The organism is Pseudomonas sp. 3296 (genome assembly GCF_031456615.1).
GTDB lineage: Bacteria > Pseudomonadota > Gammaproteobacteria > Pseudomonadales > Pseudomonadaceae > Aquipseudomonas > Aquipseudomonas mucoides.
Map to the genome: position 1 here is coordinate 358975 of NZ_JAVDUY010000006.1, position 23183 is coordinate 382157.

The 23183-nt window shown below is 60.3% G+C and carries 22 protein-coding genes; 15 read left to right on the top strand and 7 right to left on the bottom strand.

The genetic code is table 11. The features are described from left to right. Window positions 1-10: 10 nt before the first annotated feature. On the bottom strand, window positions 11-826 hold the full coding sequence (locus tag J2X66_RS18335) for a rhodanese-like domain-containing protein (RefSeq protein WP_310266824.1): 816 nt from the start codon (window positions 824-826) through the stop codon (window positions 11-13). 42 nt (window positions 827-868) lie between these two features. Continuing rightward, complete coding sequence (locus J2X66_RS18340; protein WP_310266826.1) at window positions 869-2407, bottom strand: HDOD domain-containing protein; 1539 nt, start codon at window positions 2405-2407, stop codon at window positions 869-871. Window positions 2408-2573: 166 nt separating this feature from the next. Here J2X66_RS18340 and motA point away from each other — a divergent pair, with 166 nt between their 5' ends. Continuing rightward, complete coding sequence (gene motA, locus J2X66_RS18345; protein WP_027921997.1) at window positions 2574-3425, top strand: flagellar motor stator protein MotA; 852 nt, start codon at window positions 2574-2576, stop codon at window positions 3423-3425. 3 nt (window positions 3426-3428) lie between these two features. Beyond that, window positions 3429-4472, top strand: a complete 1044-nt coding sequence (gene motB, locus J2X66_RS18350) for a flagellar motor protein MotB (RefSeq protein ID WP_310266828.1) — start codon at window positions 3429-3431, stop codon at window positions 4470-4472. Between the two features lie 42 nt (window positions 4473-4514). Here motB and J2X66_RS18355 read toward each other — a convergent pair whose 3' ends face one another. The 4 genes from J2X66_RS18355 to rsgA all read right to left on the bottom strand — a co-directional run bounded on the left by J2X66_RS18355 (window position 4515) and on the right by rsgA (window position 7613). Next, complete coding sequence (locus J2X66_RS18355; RefSeq protein ID WP_310266831.1) at window positions 4515-5000, bottom strand: toll/interleukin-1 receptor domain-containing protein; 486 nt, start codon at window positions 4998-5000, stop codon at window positions 4515-4517. After that, window positions 5000-5959, bottom strand: a complete 960-nt coding sequence (locus tag J2X66_RS18360) for a caspase family protein (RefSeq protein ID WP_310266832.1) — start codon at window positions 5957-5959, stop codon at window positions 5000-5002. Before J2X66_RS18360 ends, J2X66_RS18355 begins: the two co-directional genes overlap by 1 nt. 2 nt (window positions 5960-5961) lie before the next feature. After that, a complete protein-coding gene (locus J2X66_RS18365; protein WP_310266834.1) occupies window positions 5962-6369 on the bottom strand; it encodes a TIR domain-containing protein in 408 nt (135 codons plus the stop codon). A 212-nt stretch (window positions 6370-6581) separates the two neighbouring features. Then, window positions 6582-7613, bottom strand: a complete 1032-nt coding sequence (gene rsgA / locus J2X66_RS18370) for a small ribosomal subunit biogenesis GTPase RsgA (RefSeq protein WP_027921992.1) — start codon at window positions 7611-7613, stop codon at window positions 6582-6584. Window positions 7614-7720: 107 nt separating this feature from the next. Between rsgA and orn the strand changes: the two genes are divergently transcribed. Further along, on the top strand, window positions 7721-8263 hold the full coding sequence (orn, locus tag J2X66_RS18375; protein ID WP_310266839.1) for an oligoribonuclease: 543 nt from the start codon (window positions 7721-7723) through the stop codon (window positions 8261-8263). 130 nt (window positions 8264-8393) lie between these two features. Then, a complete protein-coding gene (locus J2X66_RS18380) occupies window positions 8394-9005 on the top strand; it encodes a trimeric intracellular cation channel family protein (protein ID WP_027921991.1) in 612 nt (203 codons plus the stop codon). Window positions 9006-9011: 6 nt separating this feature from the next. On the opposite strand, the gene queG is transcribed toward J2X66_RS18380, so the two are convergent. Beyond that, complete coding sequence (gene queG / locus J2X66_RS18385) at window positions 9012-10076, bottom strand: tRNA epoxyqueuosine(34) reductase QueG (protein ID WP_027921990.1); 1065 nt, start codon at window positions 10074-10076, stop codon at window positions 9012-9014. A gap of 63 nt (window positions 10077-10139) precedes the next feature. Here queG and J2X66_RS18390 point away from each other — a divergent pair, with 63 nt between their 5' ends. From J2X66_RS18390 to J2X66_RS18440, 11 genes are all read left to right on the top strand, one after another. Next, entirely contained in the window at window positions 10140-11639 is a 1500-nt protein-coding gene (locus J2X66_RS18390; protein WP_310266842.1) for an NAD(P)H-hydrate dehydratase, read from the top strand. Then, window positions 11627-12097 carry a tRNA (adenosine(37)-N6)-threonylcarbamoyltransferase complex ATPase subunit type 1 TsaE gene (tsaE, locus tag J2X66_RS18395; protein ID WP_310266844.1) on the top strand — a complete coding sequence of 157 codons (471 nt, stop codon included), beginning with the start codon at window positions 11627-11629 and terminating at the stop codon, window positions 12095-12097. Before J2X66_RS18390 ends, tsaE begins: the two co-directional genes overlap by 13 nt. A gap of 30 nt (window positions 12098-12127) precedes the next feature. After that, window positions 12128-13540 carry an N-acetylmuramoyl-L-alanine amidase gene (locus tag J2X66_RS18400; protein ID WP_405046791.1) on the top strand — a complete coding sequence of 471 codons (1413 nt, stop codon included), beginning with the start codon at window positions 12128-12130 and terminating at the stop codon, window positions 13538-13540. Beyond that, window positions 13537-15447 carry a DNA mismatch repair endonuclease MutL gene (gene mutL, locus J2X66_RS18405; protein ID WP_405046787.1) on the top strand — a complete coding sequence of 637 codons (1911 nt, stop codon included), beginning with the start codon at window positions 13537-13539 and terminating at the stop codon, window positions 15445-15447. The genes J2X66_RS18400 and mutL overlap by 4 nt, the downstream gene beginning before the upstream one ends. Continuing rightward, window positions 15447-16418, top strand: coding sequence for a tRNA (adenosine(37)-N6)-dimethylallyltransferase MiaA (gene miaA / locus J2X66_RS18410; RefSeq protein WP_027921985.1), 972 nt, complete (start codon window positions 15447-15449; stop codon window positions 16416-16418). Before mutL ends, miaA begins: the two co-directional genes overlap by 1 nt. Window positions 16419-16511: 93 nt before the next feature. Continuing rightward, window positions 16512-16772 (top strand): RNA chaperone Hfq, encoded by a 261-nt coding sequence (gene hfq / locus J2X66_RS18415; RefSeq protein ID WP_007902656.1) that lies wholly within the window; start codon window positions 16512-16514, stop codon window positions 16770-16772. A 12-nt stretch (window positions 16773-16784) separates the two neighbouring features. Beyond that, entirely contained in the window at window positions 16785-18086 is a 1302-nt protein-coding gene (gene hflX / locus J2X66_RS18420) for a ribosome rescue GTPase HflX (protein WP_027921984.1), read from the top strand. Window positions 18087-18182: 96 nt separating this feature from the next. Then, window positions 18183-19355, top strand: coding sequence for an FtsH protease activity modulator HflK (hflK, locus tag J2X66_RS18425; protein WP_027921983.1), 1173 nt, complete (start codon window positions 18183-18185; stop codon window positions 19353-19355). Then, window positions 19355-20224: a protease modulator HflC gene (gene hflC, locus J2X66_RS18430; protein ID WP_027921982.1), complete on the top strand. Its 870-nt coding sequence runs from the start codon at window positions 19355-19357 to the stop codon at window positions 20222-20224. Before hflK ends, hflC begins: the two co-directional genes overlap by 1 nt. A 299-nt stretch (window positions 20225-20523) precedes the next feature. Further along, window positions 20524-21711, top strand: a complete 1188-nt coding sequence (locus J2X66_RS18435; protein ID WP_310266854.1) for an ATP phosphoribosyltransferase regulatory subunit — start codon at window positions 20524-20526, stop codon at window positions 21709-21711. 54 nt (window positions 21712-21765) lie between these two features. Beyond that, complete coding sequence (locus J2X66_RS18440) at window positions 21766-23055, top strand: adenylosuccinate synthase (protein WP_027921980.1); 1290 nt, start codon at window positions 21766-21768, stop codon at window positions 23053-23055. Window positions 23056-23183: the final 128 nt, after the last annotated feature.

Here is a 23183-nt window from a genome sequence, read left to right on the forward strand (position 1 = left end):
TCCTTAAACCTTAAATCTCTACGGGGGTGTCGGGGTGGTTGCCCCATTCGCCCCAGGAACCGGCGTAGCCTTTGACCCGCGGATAACCGAGGGATTTGGCCACCAGATAAGTGAAGCCAGAACGGTGGTGAGTCTGGCAGTGGGTAATGACTTCTTTGTCTTTGCTGATCCCTAGCTGTTCGAGGATCTGCGGCATGTCTGTGCGGATGCGCAGGTTGCGCGCCTTATCCATGCCGGCAGTCCACTCGAAATTGACGGCGCCCGGAATGTGCCCGGCCTTGGCCGCCAGCACTTTCTCGCCGGAGTACTCCAGCGGCCCGCGCGCGTCCCAGATCGCCAGGTCGGCGGCGCCGAGACGGCTTTGCAGGTACTCGCGGGTCGCGGTGGGTTCGTCGTGCAGGGTCAATTTCACCGGGCCGCCAACGGCGGCCGGAATCTGGATCGACATCGGCATGCCTTCTGCCAGCCAGGCCGTCAGACCGCCGTCGACGTAGTGATATTTACGGTGACCGATGACGTCCAGCAGCCAGATAAAACGCCCGGCCCAACCGCCGCCTTCGTCGTCATACACTACGTACACCGCATCGGGGTTGTGGCCCAACTCGCCGAACAGCGCTTCAAGTGCCGCTTGCGGCGGCATCAGCCCCGGTGCCGGCGCCTGACCGAGTTGCGTGCGTTTCGGATCGACAAAACGCGCACCGGGAATATGCCCTTCGGCATAGCGGGCACTGCTGGTCAGGTCCACCAGAATCAGATTGCGGGCCTCGAGGCGAGGGAGCAAGTCGCTCGGCTCGATCACCAGCGGCAAGCCAGAGAAGTCAGACATGTGAGGTCTCCAGGGCACAAAAGGGAGGATTGTAGCGCAGCGTCATTGGCCGCGGTGGCTAAAGGTGTTCAAGGCTTTCTCAATGCACTGCGCGGTTTTGCCGAAGGCTTGCACGGTGATTTCCGAGAACGGCCCGCCGCCCTGATCCGCCACTACCACCATGATCACCCGACCATTGTTGACCAGTGAGCGCAGGATCAAGTGTTCGCCACGGAACTGCGCGCGCAGGTTGCCAGGCAACAGCGCCGAGAACTGCGTGGTGTTGGCCGGTGTCAGGCGCACTTGGGCCTGTTGCGAGAGCAAACGTTGCAGCACGGAGCTTTGGCTCACCGCGAAATTCAGCCCGACCGCTTCTGCTGGCAAACCGGCGGTCTGATGCACCCGCAGATTGGCGTGCGTGCGATCAGCCATCAAGATCATGACGCGACGCATGCCGCACGCGACCAGAGCGTCCCGGGCGGAGGTGGTCAAGTGCATCGCGTTGGTGAAGGGGCTTGGCTCCACCAGCAACTCGGCGCATTGGCTGCGCCACTTCACCAGGTCTTCGGTGGTCGGCGCCGGGGCCGGCAGCAAGGCGGCGTGGACCCGGTGCATGCCCCACGGCCAGAGCAGCGAAACAGCGGGGTGCCAGAGGTCCGGCATGGCATGCAGTCGGGCGCTGTTGGCGGCCTGTTGGTGCAATTGCTGCTGCACCTCGGCCATGGGTATTTGCAGGTAAAGGCTGGTCAGGTATTGCCAGCGCTCGCTGTGCGGACTGTCCCACGCCTGTTGGGCCGACAGCGCCAGACCGTTGGCCAGCAACACGGTATTGGCCGGCTGATTGAGCCAGCGGCGCAGGGTCGGATCATCATCGAGGCGGTTTTGCTGGCGCAAGGGATGATCACTGTCGCGGGCAATGCGCAGCACTTTGACCAGTTCTCGCTGTTCGGTCAGCAGCAAGCGATAACCCTGTTCTACCCAGATCGGCAGGCGCCAGATGGTCACCAGGGCCTGGCAAATATCCAGCAGGCGCACGCCGAACAACTGTTTTTCGACCTTGCGCGCCGACTCGCCTTTATGGATGACCCGCAGTTCCCATTCCTCGAGCAATTGCGGATAGGTCAACGCCATCGGCCACAGCGGCGAGAGCAACAGCAGACTGCCCCAATGTATGTCCTGCCACAGCCGCGCCAGGCGACTGGCAAAAAAACCATTGGCCTGTTGCGTCGCGTGTTGGCTGATCAATTGCAACTGGCGCAAGGCAAGCGGGATTTGCATTTGGGGTTCGGCGGGGAGGCGGGCGAGCAGTTCTTCGGTGCGTTTCAAGCCGAGGCGATTGATCGCCACTTCCAGGTTTTCCGCAGGCTCGGTCATGCTGCCGTGGGTATGACGGTTGGCTTCACGAATGATGCTCAAGGCCAGGGCCGGGCTGTCTTGCATCAGTTCGGCGATATCACGCAGCGAGCTGCGGTTATCGGCGATAGCCCTGCAGACACGGTCATGGCTGTCTTGCGGAACCGGCAGGCGCACGCCATCGAGAAGCTTGACCCAGCCTTCTAGAGTGGTCGGTTTTTGAGTGGGAATGTTCGTCTGGTTAGCCATGGTTGGACGCAATCTTCGTCTGCATTACCTATGCCCGGAGTAGGCTAAATTAGCTTTTCGCTTGAACGGGCTATAGTCTGGCGCAGTTTTGCCGATAAGGAGAAGAAGAGATTTTTCGACCTCCGAATATGACCTTGAACCCGACTCAGTAAGTGCTCTCCTACCTATGGCTAAAATTCTCGGCATCATTGTCGTATTCGCGAGCGTGCTCGGCGGGTACGTGCTCTCCCACGGCAAGATTGCTGCCCTTATCCAGCCTTTCGAGGTGATGATTATCGGTGGTGCAGCCTTTGGCGCATTCCTGCAAGCCAACCCTGGCCACATGGTCAAAAACGTTCTGAAGAAAGCCTTCGGGATGTTCAGCTCGCGCTTCAACCACACCTTTTACCTTGAAGTGCTGGGGCTGATTTACGAGATCCTCAACAAGAGCCGCCGCGAAGGCATGATGGCCATCGAAGGCGACATCGAAGATGCTGCCGCGAGCCCGATTTTCGCCAAGTACCCGGCGGTGCTCAAAGATGACCGCATGACCGCGTACATCTGCGATTACCTGCGCATCATGTCCTCCGGCAACATGGCTCCCCATGAGCTGGAAGGCCTGTTCGACATGGAACTGACCAGCCTCAAGGAAGACCTCGATCACCCGTCCCACGCGGTGAACGGCATCGCTGACGCCATGCCGGGCTTCGGTATCGTCGCGGCGGTACTGGGTATCGTGGTGACCATGGCCTCCCTGGGTGAAAGTGATCAGAAAATGATTGGCGTGCACGTAGGTGCGGCATTGGTCGGTACCTTCTTCGGTATTCTCGCGGCGTACGGTTTCTTTGGCCCGCTGGCCCATGCCCTGGCCCACGATGCCAAGGAAGAACTGAACGTCTACGAGGCCATCAAGGCTTCGCTGGTGGCTTCGGCGTCCGGCATGCCGCCATCGCTGGCCGTGGAATTCGGTCGCAAGGTTCTGTACCCGGCGCACCGTCCTAGCTTCGCTGAGCTGGAACAAGCGGTTCGCGGTCGCTAAATCATGGAAAATAACCAGCCGATAATTATCAAACGCGTCAAAAAGTACGCGGGCGGGCATCACGGGGGCTCCTGGAAAATCGCCTTCGCGGATTTCGCGACGGCGATGATGGCGTTCTTCCTGGTGCTGTGGTTGCTGTCCACCGCCACCCCGGAACAGAAGATCGCCATCGCCGGTTACTTCAAAGACCCGGTCGGCTTTACCGAAAGTGGCACGCCGTTCATTATCGATCTGGGCGGCTCCCCGACTCTGGCGCCGGAGAAAACCCTCAACCCTGAGGTGAAGTCCCAGCCGCAGCCAGACCGGGTCACCGTCGACACCGAACAGGTTGAAGGCATGGCCGAGCAGGTCGAGAAGGAACGCCTGGAACTGTTGCTGCAAGAATTGCAGAACAAGGTTGACGAAAATCCGCAGCTGCAGAAATTCAAGGACCAGATTCTCTTCGAGATCACCCAGGACGGTTTGCGCATCCAGATCATGGACGCCGAAAACCGCCCGATGTTCGACTCCGGCAGTGCGCGTCTGAAACCGTACTTCGAAGACATCCTGCTGGCCATGGCCGACACCATCAAAGCGGTGCCGAACAAGATCAGCATCAGCGGCCACACCGATGCCAAGCCGTATTCGGGCACCGGCGATTTCGGCAACTGGGAGCTCTCGGCCAACCGTGCCAACGCCGCTCGCCGTGCGTTGGTCGCCGGCAGCTATCCGGATCAACAGGTCGCGCGGGTGGTCGGTTATGCCTCCTCGGCACTGTTCGACCGCGAGAACCCGTTCAATCCGGTCAACCGCCGCATCGACATTGTGGTGCTGACCAAGAAAGCGCAAAAGGCTATCGAAGGTTCGCAAGGTGCAGAGCCCGCGCCAGAGCCGGCGCCAGCCCCCGCGGCACAAGGGCAGGGCGGCCCGGGCGAAGTGCCGGCCAAGCCAGTCGATCCGAACGCCTTGCCGGCGGACAAAGAACCGCTGCCGGCCCATGAGCTTCGCGAGCGCCTGAACATCTTCGAAAACCCGGCACCGAAACCGGCTGAACCGCCGAAGCAGTGACCGACAAAAAAGCCGACAGCAATGTCGGCTTTTTTGTGTCTGTCAGAAACCCCGTCGAATCCGGTTCTTGAGCTGGTCGTGGAACAACTCGGCATCACGCCGGTAAGTGCCGCGAACGGATTCGCTGAACGACTCCAGCCCTATTGAGCGTTTGGTGATGACCTCCTCGCGATAGGCATCGATAAAGAAGTTGATATCGTTCTCACCGCTCAACTTCGGCCATTTATCGAGGTACAACGGCAGTGCGCTGGGGCCGATCTTGTACGAGCAGATCCGGCGGTTGCTGATGGTCGCTTCGCCAATTTCGAACGGCACCCACCACGACTGCGCGGTCTGCTCCGAAACCACCGCCATCAAGTGCGTGCATTCGGTGATGTTGCGGGTGATGACGGTGGTGATGTCTTCGGTGGTTTGCGATTCCGCGTCCAGCACATCGAGGTAGGTCTTGATGTTGGCCTGCGTCAGGCGCGTATTGATGGCCATCGCGTGGGCGCGGTCAGTGTGGCGGTAGCTGATAAACACAGGCATCAGAAATGTCCTTTGATCGCGAGGTCGCGGTAGTAAACGCCGAGGGCGGTCAGGCGGCAGCCGGTGGAGTGCAGGGCGGCGTAGTACATGTGCTCGGCGTCTACCGGTTCGATCAGGCTGTGGCGGTTGCACTTTTGCAGTTGCTTGAAGATGTCGCCGTTGTCGGGATCGAACGTGGCCTCGGTGGGTTCGTAGCTGGGGTCCAGGGGGAACACATAGCTCGGTTCCGGGAACCAGTCCTTGAGCTTACGCAAGGTTTCCTCGGCAATCAGCGGCGTCACTTCCCGCAGCGGGACAAATTGCGAAACGTTGGTCTTGAACACTGGCCGTTGCTCCCATGCCCCAAGCGCGTTATCGACGAACGAATACACGCTGCCGGGGGTGACCTTGCCCAGCACATTGGCGGCCCCGCCGTGCAGCGCTTGCAGCAGGAGGTCGGTAAACACGCCGTGGCCGCGACCTTCGAGCGCCACCTGGTCTTTCTTGCAGGCAGTGAGAATGGTCAGGCCTTCGCTGATCACGCTGCTGCCACCGCGCAACCCGCGCATGGCCGCCGCCGCGCCGGCCTGGCAGCAGTCGAGGATGATGATTTTGTTCTTGATGTGGGTGGCGTTTTCCGCCCAGTTGAGGATGTCGCTGATGCGGATGCCTTCGACGCCCTGGCCGAAATCCTGAGGGATCAGCAGGCCTTCGTCGATGCTGGTATCAAATTGGCCGTGACCGGCGAAGTACAGCAGCGCCACGTCGCAATCGCCGGAAAACAGACTCTGGATCTGCTGCTTCAGGTTCGTGTGAGTGAGGTTTTCCTCCGCCGAAGTCAGGACCTTGCTGCTGAAGTTCGGACGCCCGTTGGCGTGGCGCTCCAGCACCGAGGCCATGGCCATCGCGTCGTTGTTGCAGCCACTCAAGGGCGACACATAGCTGTAGTGGTTGATGCCGATGAACAGTCCCTTGCGCATGCTTACACCGCCGTGTGCAGGCGAATGGCGTTGACGATGCTGTTGGTGTTCCACGCACATTCGGCGTGCGCGGCATCACGCACCACCGTGGAAATCCGCTCTGCCCCAAACGGCTTGACCGCAATGATCACCTTGCCCATCCGCTTGGCGATCTCGATTTCCTTGTTGATCCACTTGCTGTAGGTCGAATACATCCCCGCCATGATCAGCACCGCCGAGCAGGGACGGATTTTGTTTTCGATGGCGGTTTCCAGTTGCTTGTCGGTCTGCGCGTCGACGATCGGGTTGTCCGTCGGCACTGAAAAATTTTTGAAGGTGAAGCCGGGTTTGGCGTTGAGCAGGCGCACGAGATTATCGTGGGCGTGGGGGTAGTTCCACGAATGGCTGATGAACAAATGATAGGTTTGCATGGTTGTCCCTCGGTATCGCCGGAATGCGAAGAGGGCTTGAATGTATGCACTTGAATGGGCGCAACAAGGCCTGCGCGGTTAAAGAGACGGGTCCTTCAAGTGGGTGCGCAAAAGTCTTACAGAGGTGTCTGACGTTTAATCGGCGGGGAAAGGTGTAGGTCGCAACAAGCGGCCCACCGTCCCGTCAGTGACGGAGCGGTGGGCGCGTCTGTTTAGTAGCTGGTTTCAGGCAGGCTGGCGATGATCGAGCGGTAGCTGTTCATCCGTTGCTGCTGCACGCGGCCTTCTTCGAGGGCCTTGAGCAGGGCGCAACCCGGTTCGCGGTCGTGCTTGCAGTCGCGGAAGCGGCAGGTGCCAATCAGGTCGTTGAACTCGATGAACCCGGCTTCGACGTCGGCACGGCTGACGTGGCCCAGGCCGAATTCACGAATACCCGGGGAGTCGATCAACTCGCCGCCACCGGGGAAGTGGAACAGCCGCGCGGTGGTCGTGGTGTGAGTGCCCTGGCCGGACAGCTCGGACAATGGGCCGACGCGGGCTTCGACTTCCGGCAGCAGGCTGTTGACCAGCGACGACTTGCCGACGCCGGACTGGCCGACGAACACGCTGATGCGCCCGTCCAGTTGTTCCTGCAGTTGCTCCATGCCATTACCGTGATGCGCCGAGACTTCCAGCACCGGGTAACCGAGCGTGCGGTAGACCGCCAGCAAGGCATTCAGGGCTGGGGCGTTCTGCTCGTCGATCAGGTCGAATTTGTTGAGCAACAGCAGTGGCCGGATACCGGCGTGCTCGGCAGCGACCAGGTAGCGGTCGATCAGGTTGGCGTGAGGCTCGGGCAGCGGGGCGAAGACGATGACGATCATGTCGACGTTGGCGGCCACAGGCTTGAGCTGGCCACGGCTGTCCGGGCGGCAGAGTTCGGTTTTACGTGGCAATTGCGCCACGATCACGCCGATGCCCTGGTTGCCGGCACGCCAGACCACCTGATCGCCAGTCACCAGCGCCGGGAGGTTGGCGCGCAAGTGACAACGGAACACTTCACCGGCCAGTTCGCCCTCGAGGGCTTCGACTTCGACCTGTACGCCAAAGTGCGCGATCACCAGCCCGGTCTGTTCCGGGCCCAGATCGCCACCCTCAAGTGCCTCGACAGCCGAGGACTCGCGTTTGGCGGCGCGGGCAGCGCGTTCGCCCTGAATCTTTTCGATGCGCCAGTTTTGACGACGATTGAGTTGGCGTTTGGCCATGGGTGTTCCGTATCAAGAATGCAGCGATTAGGTAAAACGGCCGCGAGTTTAGCACGCCCCGCCAGTTGCCTAGGCTAAACTGCGCAGCATTGCCTAGGAGCCGACACATGCAAAACTCGCAGAATCTGATCTGGATCGACCTGGAAATGACCGGTCTGAACCCTGATACCGACGTCATCATCGAAATGGCCACCATCGTCACCGACAGTGACTTGAACACCTTGGCCGAAGGCCCGGTGATCGCCATCCACCACAGCGACGAGATCCTCGCCGGCATGGACGAGTGGAACACCCGTCAACACGGCGGCTCGGGCCTGACCCAGCGCGTTCGCGACAGCCGCATCAGCATGGCCGAAGCCGAAGCCGAGACCATCGCCTTCCTGGAGAAATGGGTGCCCAAGGGCAAGTCGCCGATCTGTGGCAACAGCATCTGCCAGGACCGTCGCTTCCTTTATACGCACATGAAATCCCTGGAAAGCTACTTCCACTACCGCAACCTCGACGTGTCGACCCTCAAAGAGTTGGCCGCACGCTGGGCGCCGGACGTACGCGACAGTTTCAAAAAAGGTAGCACTCATTTGGCGCTGGACGACATCCGCGAGTCGATTGCCGAGCTGCAGCACTACCGCAAGCATTTCATCAAGTTCTGATTCGGCGGCATCTGTGCTCGCGATGGCGTCCTTACAGTCACCATTGATGATTGGCTAGATTCTCTGATGCCCTCTTTTGGGGCTTCGGTGAAGTGCGTAGACTGCGCGCCTTTCTGCAAGGACCGCCGCCATGTTGCTGATGCTCTACCTGATCGCCATCACCGCCGAAGCCATGACCGGCGCGCTGTCTGCCGGCCGTCGCGGCATGGACTGGTTTGGCGTGGTGCTGATCGCGTGCATCACGGCGTTGGGGGGTGGCTCGGTGCGCGACGTCCTGCTCGGCCACTACCCGCTGACCTGGGTCAAACACCCGGAATACCTGGTGCTGACCTCGGTCGCCGCCATGGTGACCGTCTTCACCGCGCGCTGGATGCGCCACCTGCGCTCACTGTTCCTGGTCCTCGACGCTGTGGGCCTGGTGGCGTTCACCCTGATCGGCTGCATGACCGCTTTGGAAATGGGGCACGGCATGTTGGTGGCATCGGTCAGCGGCGTGATCACCGGTGTATTCGGCGGCATCCTGCGCGACATCTTCTGCAACGACATCCCGCTGATCTTTCGCCGAGAGCTTTACGCCAGCGTCTCGTTCGCGGCAGCGTGGTGCTACATGCTCTGCATCTACCTGCAATTACCCGGTGAGCAAGCGATTCTGATCACGCTGTTTGGTGGCTTCCTCCTGCGATTGCTGGCGATTCGTTTCCACTGGGAAATGCCGAAGTTCGTTTACAACGACGAGGCTTAAGACCTGCTACAGGAGTCCGTGCTGTTTCAGGGCCCATTCGACATGTTCACGCACCAACTCCGACGGGTAATCCCTGCGAGCCTTCAACGCTTCCAGCACCGGGATGCTCGACGGCGCATTGCCCAGCCCCACCGCCAGGTTACGCAACCAACGCTCATAACCCGCCCGGCGTAATGGCGAGCCTTCAGTGCTGCTGAGGAATTTATCCTCGTCCCACATGAACAACTCGGCCAATTCCGCATTGTCCAGGTTGTGCCTTGGCTTGAAGTCGCTTTCGCCGGACGGACGGGCGAAGCGGTTCCACGGGCAGACGATCTGGCAGTCATCGCAACCGAACACGCGGTTGCCGATCAGTGGCCGCAGATCTTCCGGGATTGCGCTTTTCAGTTCGATGGTCAGGTACGAAATACAGCGCCGTGCGTCCAGTACGTAAGGGCCGACGAAGGCGTTGGTCGGGCAGATGTCGAGGCACGCGGTGCAGCGGCCGCAATGTTCGGTGGTGTGGGGCGGGTCGACCGGCAGCGGCAGGTCGACAAACAACTCGCTGAGAAAGAAGTAGCTGCCGGCCTTGCGATTCAGGACCAAGGTGTTTTTGCCGATCCAGCCTAAACCGGCCTGCTCGGCGATGGCTTTTTCCAGCACCGGGGCGCTGTCGACGAAGGCGCGGAAACCAAACGGGCCGATCTGTGCCTGAATTTTGTCGGCCAGTTGTTGCACGCGTTTACGAATTAATTTGTGGTAATCGCGGCCCAGGGCATAACGCGATACGTAGGCTTTTTCCGGTTGGGCCAGCATTTGCGCCATTTGGGTGTCGCCGGGCAGGTAGTCCATGCGCAGGGAAACCACGCGCAAGGTGCCGGGCACCAGCTCTTCCGGATGGGAGCGTTTGCTGCCGTGGGCGCCCATGTAGTCCATTTCGCCGTGGTAGCCGGCGGCGAGCCAGCGCTCCAGGTGCTGCTCATGCTCGGCCAGGTCCAGGCCGCTGATGCCGACTTGCTGAAAGCCCAGCTCGCGGCCCCAGTCCTTGATGGATTGGGCGAGGGCGGGCAGGTCTGTGGTAATTGCGGGCATGAGGCGAGAGAAACCGGAGCTGAGGTGCGTATAATTCTGCCAGACATCGGAGCCCGAAGACGCATGCCGCACACTAAAGATGTTTTACCCGACGCGCTGTATAGCGCTGCGCAGGTCCGTGGGCTCGATGCGAGCCTGATCGCGGCCGGCACGTCGGGCTTCGAGTTGATGCAGCGCGCGGCGCGGGCGACCTGGCGGGCGCTGGTCCGGCAATGGCCGTCGGCGAATGAATTAACGGTGCTGGCCGGTCACGGCAATAACGCGGGCGACGGTTATCTGGTGGCAGTGCTGGCCAGCCGTGCGGGTTGGTCGGTTCGCGTGTTGGCGGTGGGCGATCCCCAACGTTTGCAGGGGGATGCAGCGTTGGCGTATGCCGAGGCGGTGTCGGAAAAAGTACTGATCGAACCCTGGTCTGCACAATCCGGATTGCGCGGCGTCGTGCTCGATGCTTTGCTCGGCACCGGTCTGACGGGGGAAGTGCGTGCGCCTTACGCTGACGCTATCGCGACGATCAATGCCAGCGGGCTGCCGGTCGTGGCTGTGGATATCCCTTCAGGGCTGTGCGCCAATACCGGTCGGATCCTCGGTCTGGCGGTGCATGCCGACCTGACAGTGACCTTCATCGGTTTGAAACTGGGGCTGTTCACCGGGGATGCAGGAGATGTGGTGGGGGCACTGGTTTTCAATGAATTACACGCCGACCCGCAGCTCGTCGAGGCCGTGGCGATCAGCGCTCGGCGCCTGACGGCCGGCAACTTGCCGCGTCCTGCATCGCGAGCGCCGACGTCGCACAAAGGCAAATTCGGCCATGTGCTGCTGATCGGTGGTGATCTCGGTTTTGGCGGTGCGATCCTGCTGAGCGCGCAAAGCGCCCTGCGCAGCGGCGCCGGCATGGTCTCCGTGGCAACCCGCAGTGAGCATGTACCGGCCGCGCTGGCGAGAATTCCCGAAGCCATGGTGCTGGGCACTTCGTCGGCCAACCAGTTGATGGATTTGCTGCAAAAGGTTTCCGTATTGGTGGTTGGCCCTGGCTTGGGGCAGGCGTCGTGGGGGCGCAGTTTGCTGTCAGCGGCCGCCAATGCACCGTTGCCGCAAGTCTGGGACGCCGATGCGTTGAACCTGCTGGCCGAAGAATGTGTGAGTTTGCCCAAGGATTGCGTGATCACGCCACATCCGGGCGAAGCGGCGCGGTTGCTCGGGATCAGCACCGCCCAAGTGCAGGCTGATCGCCCGGCGGCGGCGCATGCATTGAGCAAAAAATATACAGCGGTCGTGGTGTTAAAAGGCGCTGGCAGCCTGATCGCCAGTCCCGATGGGCGCCTCGCCGTGTGTCATCAAGGTCATCCGGCCATGGCGACTGCGGGCTTGGGGGATGTGCTGGCCGGGCTGGTCGGCGCATTGCTGGCTCAAGGGATGCAGGCGTTCGACGCCGCGTGCCTGGCGGTCTGGCTGCACGCCAATGCGGGTGAGCTACAAGGTAAAAATGGCCGCGGGCTGGCGGCCAGTGATCTGATTCCGGCCATTCGTCAGTTGTTGGAGGAGCAAGCACCGTGTCTGAAGTAACCCTGTACCTGGCTGATGAAGAGGCGATGACGGCCTTTGGCACACGCATCGCAAAAACCACCGAAGGGCACGGTCTGATTTTTCTGGAAGGGGACCTGGGGGCGGGTAAAACCACGTTGTCGCGGGGTATCATCCGCGGCCTTGGGCATGAAGGCGCCGTCAAAAGTCCGACCTTCACCCTGGTCGAGCCCTATGAGATCGGCGACATCCGCGCTTTCCATTTCGACTTGTACCGTTTGGTCGATCCGGAAGAGCTGGAGTACCTCGGCATTCGCGACTATTTCGACGACGATGCGCTGTGCCTGATCGAATGGCCCGATAAAGGTGCAGGCTTTTTGCCAAAGCCTGACCTGACCATTACCATTAGCCCGCAAGACAGCGGGCGTTCGCTGAAAATTTTATCCCGGGGCTCGCGCGGCGAGGCTTGGTGTGCCGCTTTGGCATTGGAATCCAATTAAATGATGGGGTCAGGTATGCGCTTTCGCGCGATGGTAGCTGCCGTAGGGTTGTTGTTTTTGGCGGTGACCGTCGACGCTGTGGCCGACGCAAAGGTCAACAGTGTTCGCCTGTGGCGGGCGCCGGACAACACACGGCTGGTGTTCGACCTGACCGGGCCGGTGCAACACAGCGTGTTCACCCTTACCGCTCCGGATCGGCTGGTGATCGACATCAATGGTGCAACACTCGGCGCGCCGTTGAACGTCAACACTTCCAATACCCCTATCACTGCCATGCGCTCGGCTCAACGCACGCCGACCGATCTGCGGGTGGTGATCGACCTGAAAAAGGCCGTGACCCCGAAAAGTTTCTCCCTGGCGCCAAACGCCCAGTACGGCAACCGGCTGGTGGTCGATCTGTTTGATAACGCTGCCGATGCCGCGCCGTCGCCAGCCCCGACTCCGACACCGACTCCTTCGGTCGCCACGATGCCGGCAGTGCCCGTCACGCCGGTTGAGCCTGCGATCAAACTTCCTCCTGCACCTGCTGGCAAACGCGACATCCTCGTGGTGATCGACGCCGGCCACGGCGGTGAAGACCCGGGTGCTTCAGGCTCCCGCGGTCAGAAGGAAAAAGACGTGGTATTGGCCATCGCCCGTGAACTGCAGCGTCAGGTCAATGGCATGAAAGGCTTCCGCGCCGAACTGACCCGTACGGGCGACTACTTCATTCCGCTGCGCGGCCGAACCGAAATCGCCCGTAAGAAAGGCGCCGACCTGTTCGTTTCGATCCACGCCGACGCCGCGCCGTCGGCCGCTGCCTTCGGTGCGTCGGTGTTCGCCCTGTCTGATCGCGGCGCGACTTCGGAAACGGCCCGCTGGCTGGCGGACAGTGAAAACCGCTCTGACCTGATCGGTGGTGCTGGCAACGTCAGCCTTGATGACAAGGACCGCATGCTCGCGGGCGTGCTGCTTGACCTGTCGATGACCGCGTCGCTGACGTCCAGCCTGAACGTTGGCCAGAAAGTCCTGAGCAACATCGGACGGGTTACGCCACTGCACAAGCAGCGTGTGGAACAAGCCGGGTTCATGGTGCTGAAGTCGCCAGATATCCCGTCGATCCTGGTGGAAACCGGGTTCATCTCCAACTCTAACGAAGCGTCCAAACTGGCCTCCTCGAATCACCAGCAGGCGCTGGCGCGTTCGATCAGCAGCGGCGTGCGGCAGTTCTTCCAGCAAAACCCGCCACCGGGCACTTACATTGCCTGGCTGCGTGACTCCGGAAAAATCGTTCAAGGCCCGCGTGATCACCGGGTCAGCCCGGGTGAGACCCTGGCGATGATTGCCGTGCGCTATCAGGTGTCGCCTGCCACGCTGCGCAGCGTCAACAAGCTGCCCAGTGATGAGCTGAAGGTCGGTCAGCACCTGACCATTCCAGGCACCGAGTTGGCGGCCAAAGAATGAATCAGGTCGTGATCAACAGCGCTCGCATCGAGCTGCTCAGCCCGCGACTGGCGAACCAGATTGCCGCCGGCGAGGTGGTCGAGCGCCCGGCTTCGGTGATCAAGGAGCTGCTGGAAAACAGCCTCGATTCCGGCGCCAAGCGCATCGATGTCGATGTCGAGCAGGGCGGCGTCAAGCTATTGCGCGTGCGCGACGATGGCAGCGGCATTTCTGCCGATGACCTGCCGTTGGCGCTGGCGCGACACGCCACCAGCAAGATCCGCAATCTGGAAGACCTCGAACAGGTCATGAGCCTCGGGTTTCGCGGTGAAGCACTGGCATCGATCAGCTCCGTGGCGCGCCTGACGCTGACGTCCCGCACCCGCGATGCCGATCAGGCCTGGCAGGTCGAAACCGAAGGCCGGGACATGGCGCCGCGCGTGCAGCCGGCCGCCCATCCGGTGGGCACCTCGGTGGAAGTGCGGGACTTGTTCTTCAACACCCCGGCGCGTCGCAAGTTTCTCAAGACTGAAAAAACCGAATTCGATCACCTGCAAGAAGTGATCAAGCGCCTGGCGCTGGCACGCTTCGATGTCGCGTTCCACCTGCGCCATAACGGCAAGACCATCCTCAGCCTGCACGAAGCCCATGACGACGCGGCCCGCGCCCGGCGTGTGGCGGCGATTTGCGGTTCGGGGTTCCTCGAGCAGGCGCTGCCGATCGAAATCGAGCGCAATGGCCTGCATTTATGGGGCTGGGTCGGCTTGCCGACGTTCAACCGCAGCCAGGCAGACTTGCAGTATTTCTTCGTGAATGGCCGCGCAGTGCGCGACAAACTGGTGGCCCACGCGGTGCGCCAGGCCTATCGCGATGTGCTGTTCAATGGCCGGCATCCGACGTTCGTGCTGTTTTTCGAAGTGGATCCGGCGGGTGTCGACGTCAACGTGCACCCGACCAAGCACGAAGTTCGCTTCCGTGACGGGCGCATGGTTCACGATTTCCTTTACGGCACCTTGCACCGCGCCTTGGGCGATGTGCGTCCCGAGGATCATCTGGCCGCACCGGTGGCGACGGCTGTCGTGCGTCCAACCGGGCTCGATGCCGGCGAATTCGGCCCGCAGGGCGAAATGCGTCTGGCGGCCAATGCGCTGCTGGAGCAACCCCAGGCGCAACCGTCGTTCAATACCCCGGCCGGGTCGGGCGCTGGCGCCGGTTATCAATATCAATACACGCCACGGCCACAATCCGGCGTACCGGTTGCTGAAACCCAGGCGGCGTACCGTGAATTCTTTGCGCCATTGCCCGAGGCCAACGCGGTCGCGCTGCCAGCCGGGCAGGACGATATTCCGCCGCTGGGTTACGCCCTGGCGCAGCTCAAAGGCATCTACATCCTGGCGGAAAATGCCCAAGGGCTGGTGCTGGTGGACATGCACGCGGCTCACGAGCGGATCATGTACGAGCGCCTGAAAATCGCCATGGCCAGCGAAGGCCTGAGCGGCCAGCCGCTGCTGGTACCGGAATCCCTGGCTGTCAGTCAGCGTGAAGCCGATTGCGCCGAAGAACACGCGGCGTTGTTCCAGCGTCTGGGTTTTGAATTGCAACGTCTGGGACCTGAATCCCTGGCCATTCGGCAAATCCCGGCGTTGCTCAAGCAGGCGCAAGCCAATCGACTGGTCAGTGATGTCTTGGCGGACCTGATGGAATACGGCACCAGCGACCGGATTCAGGCGCATCTGAATGAGTTGCTCGGGACCATGGCTTGCCACGGCGCGGTTCGTGCGAATCGGCGCCTGGCGATCCCGGAAATGAACGGTCTGCTGCGCGACATGGAAAACACCGAGCGCAGCGGTCAATGCAACCATGGCCGACCGACCTGGACCCAATTGGGCCTGGACGATCTGGACAAACTGTTCTTGCGCGGTCGTTGATGAGCCAGCTTCCTCCAGCGATTTTCCTGATGGGCCCGACCGCTGCGGGCAAGACCGACCTGGCCATCGAACTGACCAAGGTTCTGCCGTGCGAGCTGATCAGTGTCGATTCGGCGCTGGTCTATCGGGGTATGGACATCGGCACCGCCAAGCCTTCGAAAGAAATCCTGGCCGAATTCCCGCACCGTTTGATCGACATTCTCGACCCGGCCGAGAGCTATTCGGCCGCCGATTTTCGTCGTGATGCCCTGGCGGCGATGGCCGAGATCACCGCGCGGGGAAAAATCCCGCTGCTGGTGGGCGGCACAATGCTCTATTACAAGGCTTTGGTCGAAGGTCTGGCGGACATGCCAGCGGCGGATCCCGATGTTCGGGCGCAGATCGAGGAAGAGGCTGCACGCCTTGGCTGGCAAGCGCTGCACGAACAATTGGCGTTAATTGACCCTGAGTCTGCCGCGCGTATTCATCCAAACGATCCGCAGCGACTCAGTCGGGCGCTGGAAGTTTATCGCGTCAGCGGTCAGAGCATGACCGAGCTGCGGCTGAAACAATCTGTGCAAAGTACCGAAGCAGCCGCTTCGGGACTGCAACAATTGCCCTATACTGTCGCGAACTTGGCCATTGCTCCTGCCAATCGCCAGGTACTGCACGAGCGAATTAAACAAAGATTCACGAATATGTTGGAACAGGGATTCATTGACGAGGTCGTAGCCCTGCGTAAGCGAAGTGACCTGCATTCCGGGTTGCCGTCTATACGTGCGGTAGGCTACCGACAAGTTTGGGATTACCTGGATGGCAAGCTGACGCAAGCCGAGATGCAGGAGCGTGGAATCATTGCCACGCGCCAATTGGCAAAGCGTCAGTTCACCTGGCTGCGCAGTTGGGCTGATTTACACTGGCTGGACAGTCTCGATTGCGACAATCTGCCGCGCGCCTTGAAATACTTGGGGACCATCTCCATATTGAGCTGAGTCCTTGCAATTGCCGTCTATCCTTGGGGGTGTGGCGGCTAAAGCCATCTGTTTACCTATTTTTTATTTTGAATCCTTAAAGGAGTGCGGCACATGTCAAAAGGGCATTCGCTACAAGACCCTTACTTGAATACTTTACGTAAAGAGAAAGTTGGGGTGTCTATCTACCTGGTCAACGGGATCAAACTGCAAGGCACGATCGAGTCTTTCGACCAGTTCGTTATCCTGCTGAAAAACACCGTTAGCCAAATGGTTTACAAACACGCTATCTCGACAGTGGTGCCGGTTCGTCCAATTCGTCTGCCAAGCGCAACCGAATCCGAAGCAGGTGACGCTGAGCCAGGTAACGCCTGATAGGAGTCTCCTTTGTTCTTTGAGCGCCACGGTGGTGGTGAGCGAGTCATCCTCGTTCACTTGGATGGACAGGACCCTGAGGCGCGCGAAGATCCGCAGGAGTTTCAGGAACTGGCTAATTCGGCGGGCGCCGAGACCGTTGCGTTTTTTAACGTGCCGCGTCATCGGCCAACCGCCAAATTCCTCATTGGCAGTGGCAAGGTCGAGGAGCTGCGCGACCTGGTCAAGGCCGAAGAGGCTGATCTGGTGATCTTCAATCACATCCTCACGCCCAGTCAGGAACGTAACCTCGAACGTGTTTTCGAGTGTCGCGTGATCGACCGCACCGGTCTGATTCTCGATATTTTCGCCCAACGCGCGCGTACCCATGAAGGCAAGCTCCAGGTAGAACTGGCTCAGCTTGACCACATGAGCACCCGCCTGGTTCGTGGCTGGACTCACCTTGAACGCCAAGGTGGCGGTATCGGCATGCGCGGCCCGGGTGAAACCCAACTCGAAACCGACCGCCGTTTGCTGCGGGTTCGCCTGCGACAGATCAAGGGCCGGCTGGAGAAAGTGCGCAGCCAGCGCGAACAGTCGCGACGTGGTCGTATGCGTGCGGATATCCCTACCGTTTCGCTGGTGGGGTATACCAACGCCGGTAAATCCACGCTCTTCAATAACGTGACGAAATCCGACGTTTACGCGGCTGACCAATTGTTCGCCACGCTGGACCCGACCCTGCGCCGTCTCGATCTGGACGACCTGGGGCCGATTGTCCTGGCGGACACTGTAGGGTTCATTCGCCACTTGCCCCACAAGCTGGTCGAGGCATTTCGGTCTACTCTCGAAGAGTCGAGCAATTCCGACCTGTTGTTGCACGTGATCGATGCGGCCGAGCCGGATCGCATGTTGCAGATCGAGCAGGTGATGGTGGTGCTGGGCGAGATTGGTGCCCAGGACTTGCCGATACTCGAGGTGTATAACAAACTCGATTTGCTTGAAGGCGTTGAGCCACAAATCCAGCGCGACGAAAGCGGTAAACCCTTGCGGGTCTGGCTGTCGGCGCGTGATGGCACGGGGCTGGAATTGCTTGAGCAAGCCATTGCCGAGTTGCTTGGCAGTGATTTGTTTATCGGTACCTTGCGCTTGCCGCAACGCTTCGCTCGACTGCGTGCGCAGTTTTTCGAACTTGGCGCGGTGCAGAAAGAAGAACACGACGAAGAAGGCACCAGCTTGCTGGCCGTTCGCTTGCCACGGATCGAGTTGAATCGATTGGTGAGTCGCGAAGGTTTGCAGCCAAATGACTTCATCGAGCAACACACTTTGCAATAAAAGCCTGAGAAAGCGGTTGTGTCGTGGTGACAGGCATTCTGTAGCATTGGTCGGCGCGCCGTGGGTGCGTCTTTGCTTTATCAGATGGAGAGCGCTATGGCTTGGAATGAGCCGGGTGGCAACTCGAATAATCAGGATCCTTGGGGTGGCAAGCGCCGCAATAACGGCGACCGCAAGGGACCACCGGATCTCGACGAGGCCTTCCGAAAGCTGCAGGAAAGCCTGAACGGGTTGTTCGGTGGTGGTAAGAAACGTGGTGATGACGGCGGTGGTTCGGGCAAGAGCGGCGGCTTCGGTGGCATTCTTGGCATCGGCCTTGTCGTGCTGGCGGCCGTTTGGCTGTATAGCGCGGTCTACGTTGTCGACGAGCAGGAGCAAGCCGTGGTGCTGCGCTTCGGCAAGTACTACGAAACCGTCGGCCCGGGCCTGAACATCTATTTCCCGCCGATCGACCGCAAGTACCTGGAAAACGTCACGCGTGAGCGTGCCTACACCAAGCAGGGTCAAATGCTGACTGAAGACGAAAACATCGTCGAAGTGCCACTGACCGTGCAGTACAAGATCAGCAACCTGCAGGACTTCGTGCTGAACGTTGATCAGCCGGAAATCAGCCTGCAGCACGCGACCGAAAGTGCCTTGCGCCATGTGGTGGGTTCCACTGCGATGGACCAGGTGCTGACCGAAGGTCGTGAGTTGATGGCCAGCGAAATCAAGGAGCGTCTGCAACGCTTCATGGATACCTATCGCACCGGCATCACCATTACACAGGTCAACGTACAGAGCGCAGCCGCACCGCGTGAAGTACAGGAAGCTTTCGATGACGTGATCCGCGCCCGTGAAGACGAGCAGCGTTCGCGTAACCAGGCTGAAACCTATGCCAACGGCGTCGTGCCGGAAGCCCGTGGTCAGGCCCAGCGCATCATCGAAGATGCCAACGGCTACCGTGACGAGACGGTCTCGCGCGCCAAGGGTGAGGCCGATCGCTTCACCAAACTGGTGGCCGAGTATCGCAAGGCTCCTGAAGTCACCCGCGAGCGTCTGTACCTGGACACCATGCAGGAAGTCTTCAGCAACACCAGCAAGGTTCTCGTGACCGGCAACAAGAATGGCCAGAGCAATCTGCTGTACTTGCCGCTGGACAAGATGGTCGAAAGTGGTCGCAACACCAGCGCTCCGGTGACCAGTGCAGCAACCACCAGCAATGAAGCGAATGCGCGTGCAGCAGCTGATCTGCAGCAACAGCAAGCACGTACCAGGGAGAGTCGCTGATGAGCAATAAATCGCTGATCGCCCTTATTGTCGGCGTCGTCGTGGCGATCGCTGCCTGGAACTGCTTCTACATCGTGGCTCAGACCGAGCGTGCGGTGTTGCTGCAGTTCGGTCGTGTGGTCCAGGCCGATGTTCAGCCGGGCCTGCATGTGAAAGTGCCTTACGTTAACCAGGTGCGTAAATTCGACGCACGCCTGATGACGCTGGATGCACCGACGCAACGCTTCCTGACGCTGGAAAAGAAAGCCGTCATGGTGGATGCCTACGCCAAGTGGCGGGTGAAAGATGCCGAGCGCTTCTACACCGCGACATCTGGCCTCAAGCAAATTGCCGACGAACGTCTTTCCCGTCGTCTGGAGTCGGGCCTGCGTGACCAGTTTGGTAAGCGCACGCTGCACGAAGTGGTGTCCGGTGAGCGCGATGCGCTGATGACCGACATCACGGCTTCGCTGAACAAGATGGCCGAAAAAGAGCTGGGTATCGAAGTGGTCGATGTTCGGGTCAAGGCTATCGATCTGCCCAAAGAAGTGAATCGCAGTGTGTTCGAGCGCATGAGCTCCGAGCGTGAGCGTGAAGCTCGCGAGCACCGCGCCAAGGGTAACGAGCTGGCCGAAGGTATTCGTGCCGACGCCGATCGTCAGCGCCGCGTGTTGCTGGCTGAAGCCTATCGTGAATCTGAAGAGGTTCGTGGTGACGGTGATGCCCAGGCCTCTGCGATCTACTCCAAGGCCTACGGCCAGGATCAGGAGTTCTATGGTTTCTACCGTAGCCTGCGTGCCTACCGTGAAAGCTTCGCGAACAAATCCGACGTCATGGTCCTGGACCCAAGCAGCGACTTCTTCCGTTACCTGGAAAAAGCCAAGCCTTGATACTGCGTTGACCTGAATCATCCCCCGCCTGGCGGCTAAAGCCTCGGGCGGGGTGATCCTTTGGGAAAACGTGTGTATGATGCGGCAGCCGGGAAATTCCCGGCTTTTTTGCGTCTGCATGTTTGATTGCTGTTTTTATGCAGGCTCAACAGGTTTTTCGAGGAAAGTGGTTGGCGAAGCCGGTTTGAGGCTTTTCGCCATGTCGTTCATGCGCGTGGTTTGCGTACGAGCCGACCATTTTCTGCTTCACTCAAGGCTCGCCCGAGGGCTTGCCGCCCGGATCATAGGGGAATGGCGTAATGGCAACGGTAGACCGCTGGCTGCTGCCAGATGGCATCGAAGAAGTACTGCCACCAGAAGCGGCGCGCATTGAAGTTGCGCGTCGTCAGGTGTTGGATCTGTTCCAGAGCTGGGGTTACGAGTTTGTCGTGACTCCCCATATCGAGTACCTGGAATCCCTGCTGACCGGCGCGGGCTCTGACCTCGACCTGCGTACCTTCAAGGTCATCGACCCGCAATCGGGCCGGCAGATGGGTTTCCGCGCCGACATCACGCCGCAAGTGGCGCGCATTGATGCGCACACCCTTCGTCGTGAAGGCCCGAGCCGTCTGTGCTATGCCGGTAGCGTGCTGCACGCTCAGCCTCGCGCCTTGTCGTCCTCGCGCAGCCCGATCCAGTTGGGTGCCGAGTTGTACGGCGATGCCAGCCCGAGCAGCGACGTGGAAGTCATCAGCCTGATGTTGGCTATGCTGCAACTGGCCGATGTGCCGGATGTGCACATGGACCTCGGTCATGTCGGCATCTACCGTGGCTTGGCCCGCGCTGCCGGTTTGTCCGGTGAAGTCGAGCAACAACTGTTCGACGCGTTGCAACGCAAGGCCATCGACGAGGTCATTACCTTGACCGAAGGCCTGCCTGCCGATTTGTCCGGCATGCTGCGCGCGTTGGTTGATTTGTGTGGTGGCCGTGAAGTGTTGAGCGCTGCCCGCGAGCGTCTGGCGAGTGCGCCGGCGCCGGTACTGGCGGCTCTGGACGACTTGCTGGCAATTGCCGAACGTCTGTCCGTGCGTTTCCCGGAGCTGCCGCTGTACTTCGATCTTGGCGAGTTGCGCGGTTACCACTACCACACCGGTGTGGTGTTCGCGGTGTTCGTACCGGGCGTTGGCCAGTCCATTGCCCAGGGCGGTCGTTACGACGACATCGGCGCCGACTTCGGTCGAGCGCGTCCGGCTACCGGCTTCTCCACCGATTTGAAAACCCTGGTGACCCTGGGGCGTGCTGAGATCGAGCTACCGTCTGGCGGTATCTGGATGCCTGACAGTACGGATGCGGCACTCTGGCAGCAGGTTTGCCAGTTGCGCAGTGAGGGTCAGCGTGTCGTTCAGGCATTGCCTGGACAACCTTTGGCCGCCGCCCGTGAAGCGGACTGCGACCGGCAATTGATTCAGCAGAACGGGCTTTGGCAAGTATTGCCGCTGGCTTCTTGAGTTTTCCCGCCGGCGGCTGCCGGCACCAAGTTTGCGCGAATGAGGACAAGTGTTATGGGTAAGAATGTCGTAGTCCTGGGCACCCAATGGGGTGATGAGGGCAAAGGCAAGATCGTTGATCTGCTGACCGAACATGCTGCCGCCGTAGTGCGCTACCAGGGTGGCCACAACGCTGGTCACACGCTGGTGATCGACGGCGAGAAAACCGTCTTGCACCTGATCCCGTCTGGCGTGTTGCGCGAAGGCGTGCAATGCCTGATCGGTAACGGCGTGGTGGTTGCACCTGACGCCCTGCTGCGCGAGATCACCAAGCTGGAAGAGAAAGGCGTACCGGTGCGCGAGCGCCTGCGTATCAGCCCGTCCTGCCCGCTGATCCTGTCCTTCCACGTGGCGCTGGACCAGGCCCGTGAAAAGGCCCGTGGCGAGCTGAAGATCGGTACCACCGGTCGCGGCATCGGCCCGGCGTACGAAGACAAGGTTGCACGTCGTGGCCTGCGCGTTGGCGACCTGCTCAACATGCCGCGCTTCGAAGACAAGTTGCGTGAACTGGTGGATTACCACAACTTCATGTTGGTGGGTTACTACAAAGAACCTGCCATCGAGTTCGAAAAGACGCTGGCCGAGTGCAAGGAATACGCAGAGCTGCTCAAGCCGTTGATGCTGGACGTGACGGCCGAGTTGCACGACCTGCGCCGCGCTGGCAAAGACATCATGTTCGAAGGCGCCCAGGGTTCGTTGCTCGACATCGACCACGGCACCTACCCGTACGTGACCAGCTCCAACACCACCGCCGGTGGCGTGGCGACCGGTTCGGGCGTTGGCCCGATGTTCCTGGATTACATCCTGGGCATCACCAAGGCTTACACCACTCGCGTAGGTTCGGGTCCATTCCCGACTGAGCTGTTTGATGAAGTGGGTGCTCACCTGGCCAAGCAAGGTCACGAGTTCGGTGCTACCACCGGCCGTGCCCGTCGTTGCGGCTGGTTCGACGCCGTTATCCTGCGTCGCGCAATCGATGTGAACAGCATCTCGGGCATCTGCCTGACCAAGCTGGACGTGCTCGACGGCCTGGAAACCATCAACATCTGCGTCGGCTACAAAGATGCGCAGGGCAACGCCGTTGCCCCGACTGACGCTGACAGCTACGTAGGCCTTCAGCCTGTGTACGAAGAAGTGCCGGGCTGGACCGAGTCGACCGTGGGTGCCAAAACCCTGGAAGAGCTGCCAGCTAACGCTCGTGCCTACATCAAGCGCGTTGAAGAGTTGATCGGCGCGCCGATCGACATTATTTCGACGGGCCCGGACCGCAACGAAACCATCGTTCTGCGTCATCCGTTTGCTTGATAAGTCATTGAAGTAAAACACAAAGGGTCCTTAATAGGGCCCTTTGTCGTTTATGCCTCTTGGACGGCATGACCTTTGCTGTGATGTTGAATAAAAGCATCGCTTCCAGCGCGCCATCAATTTAATGG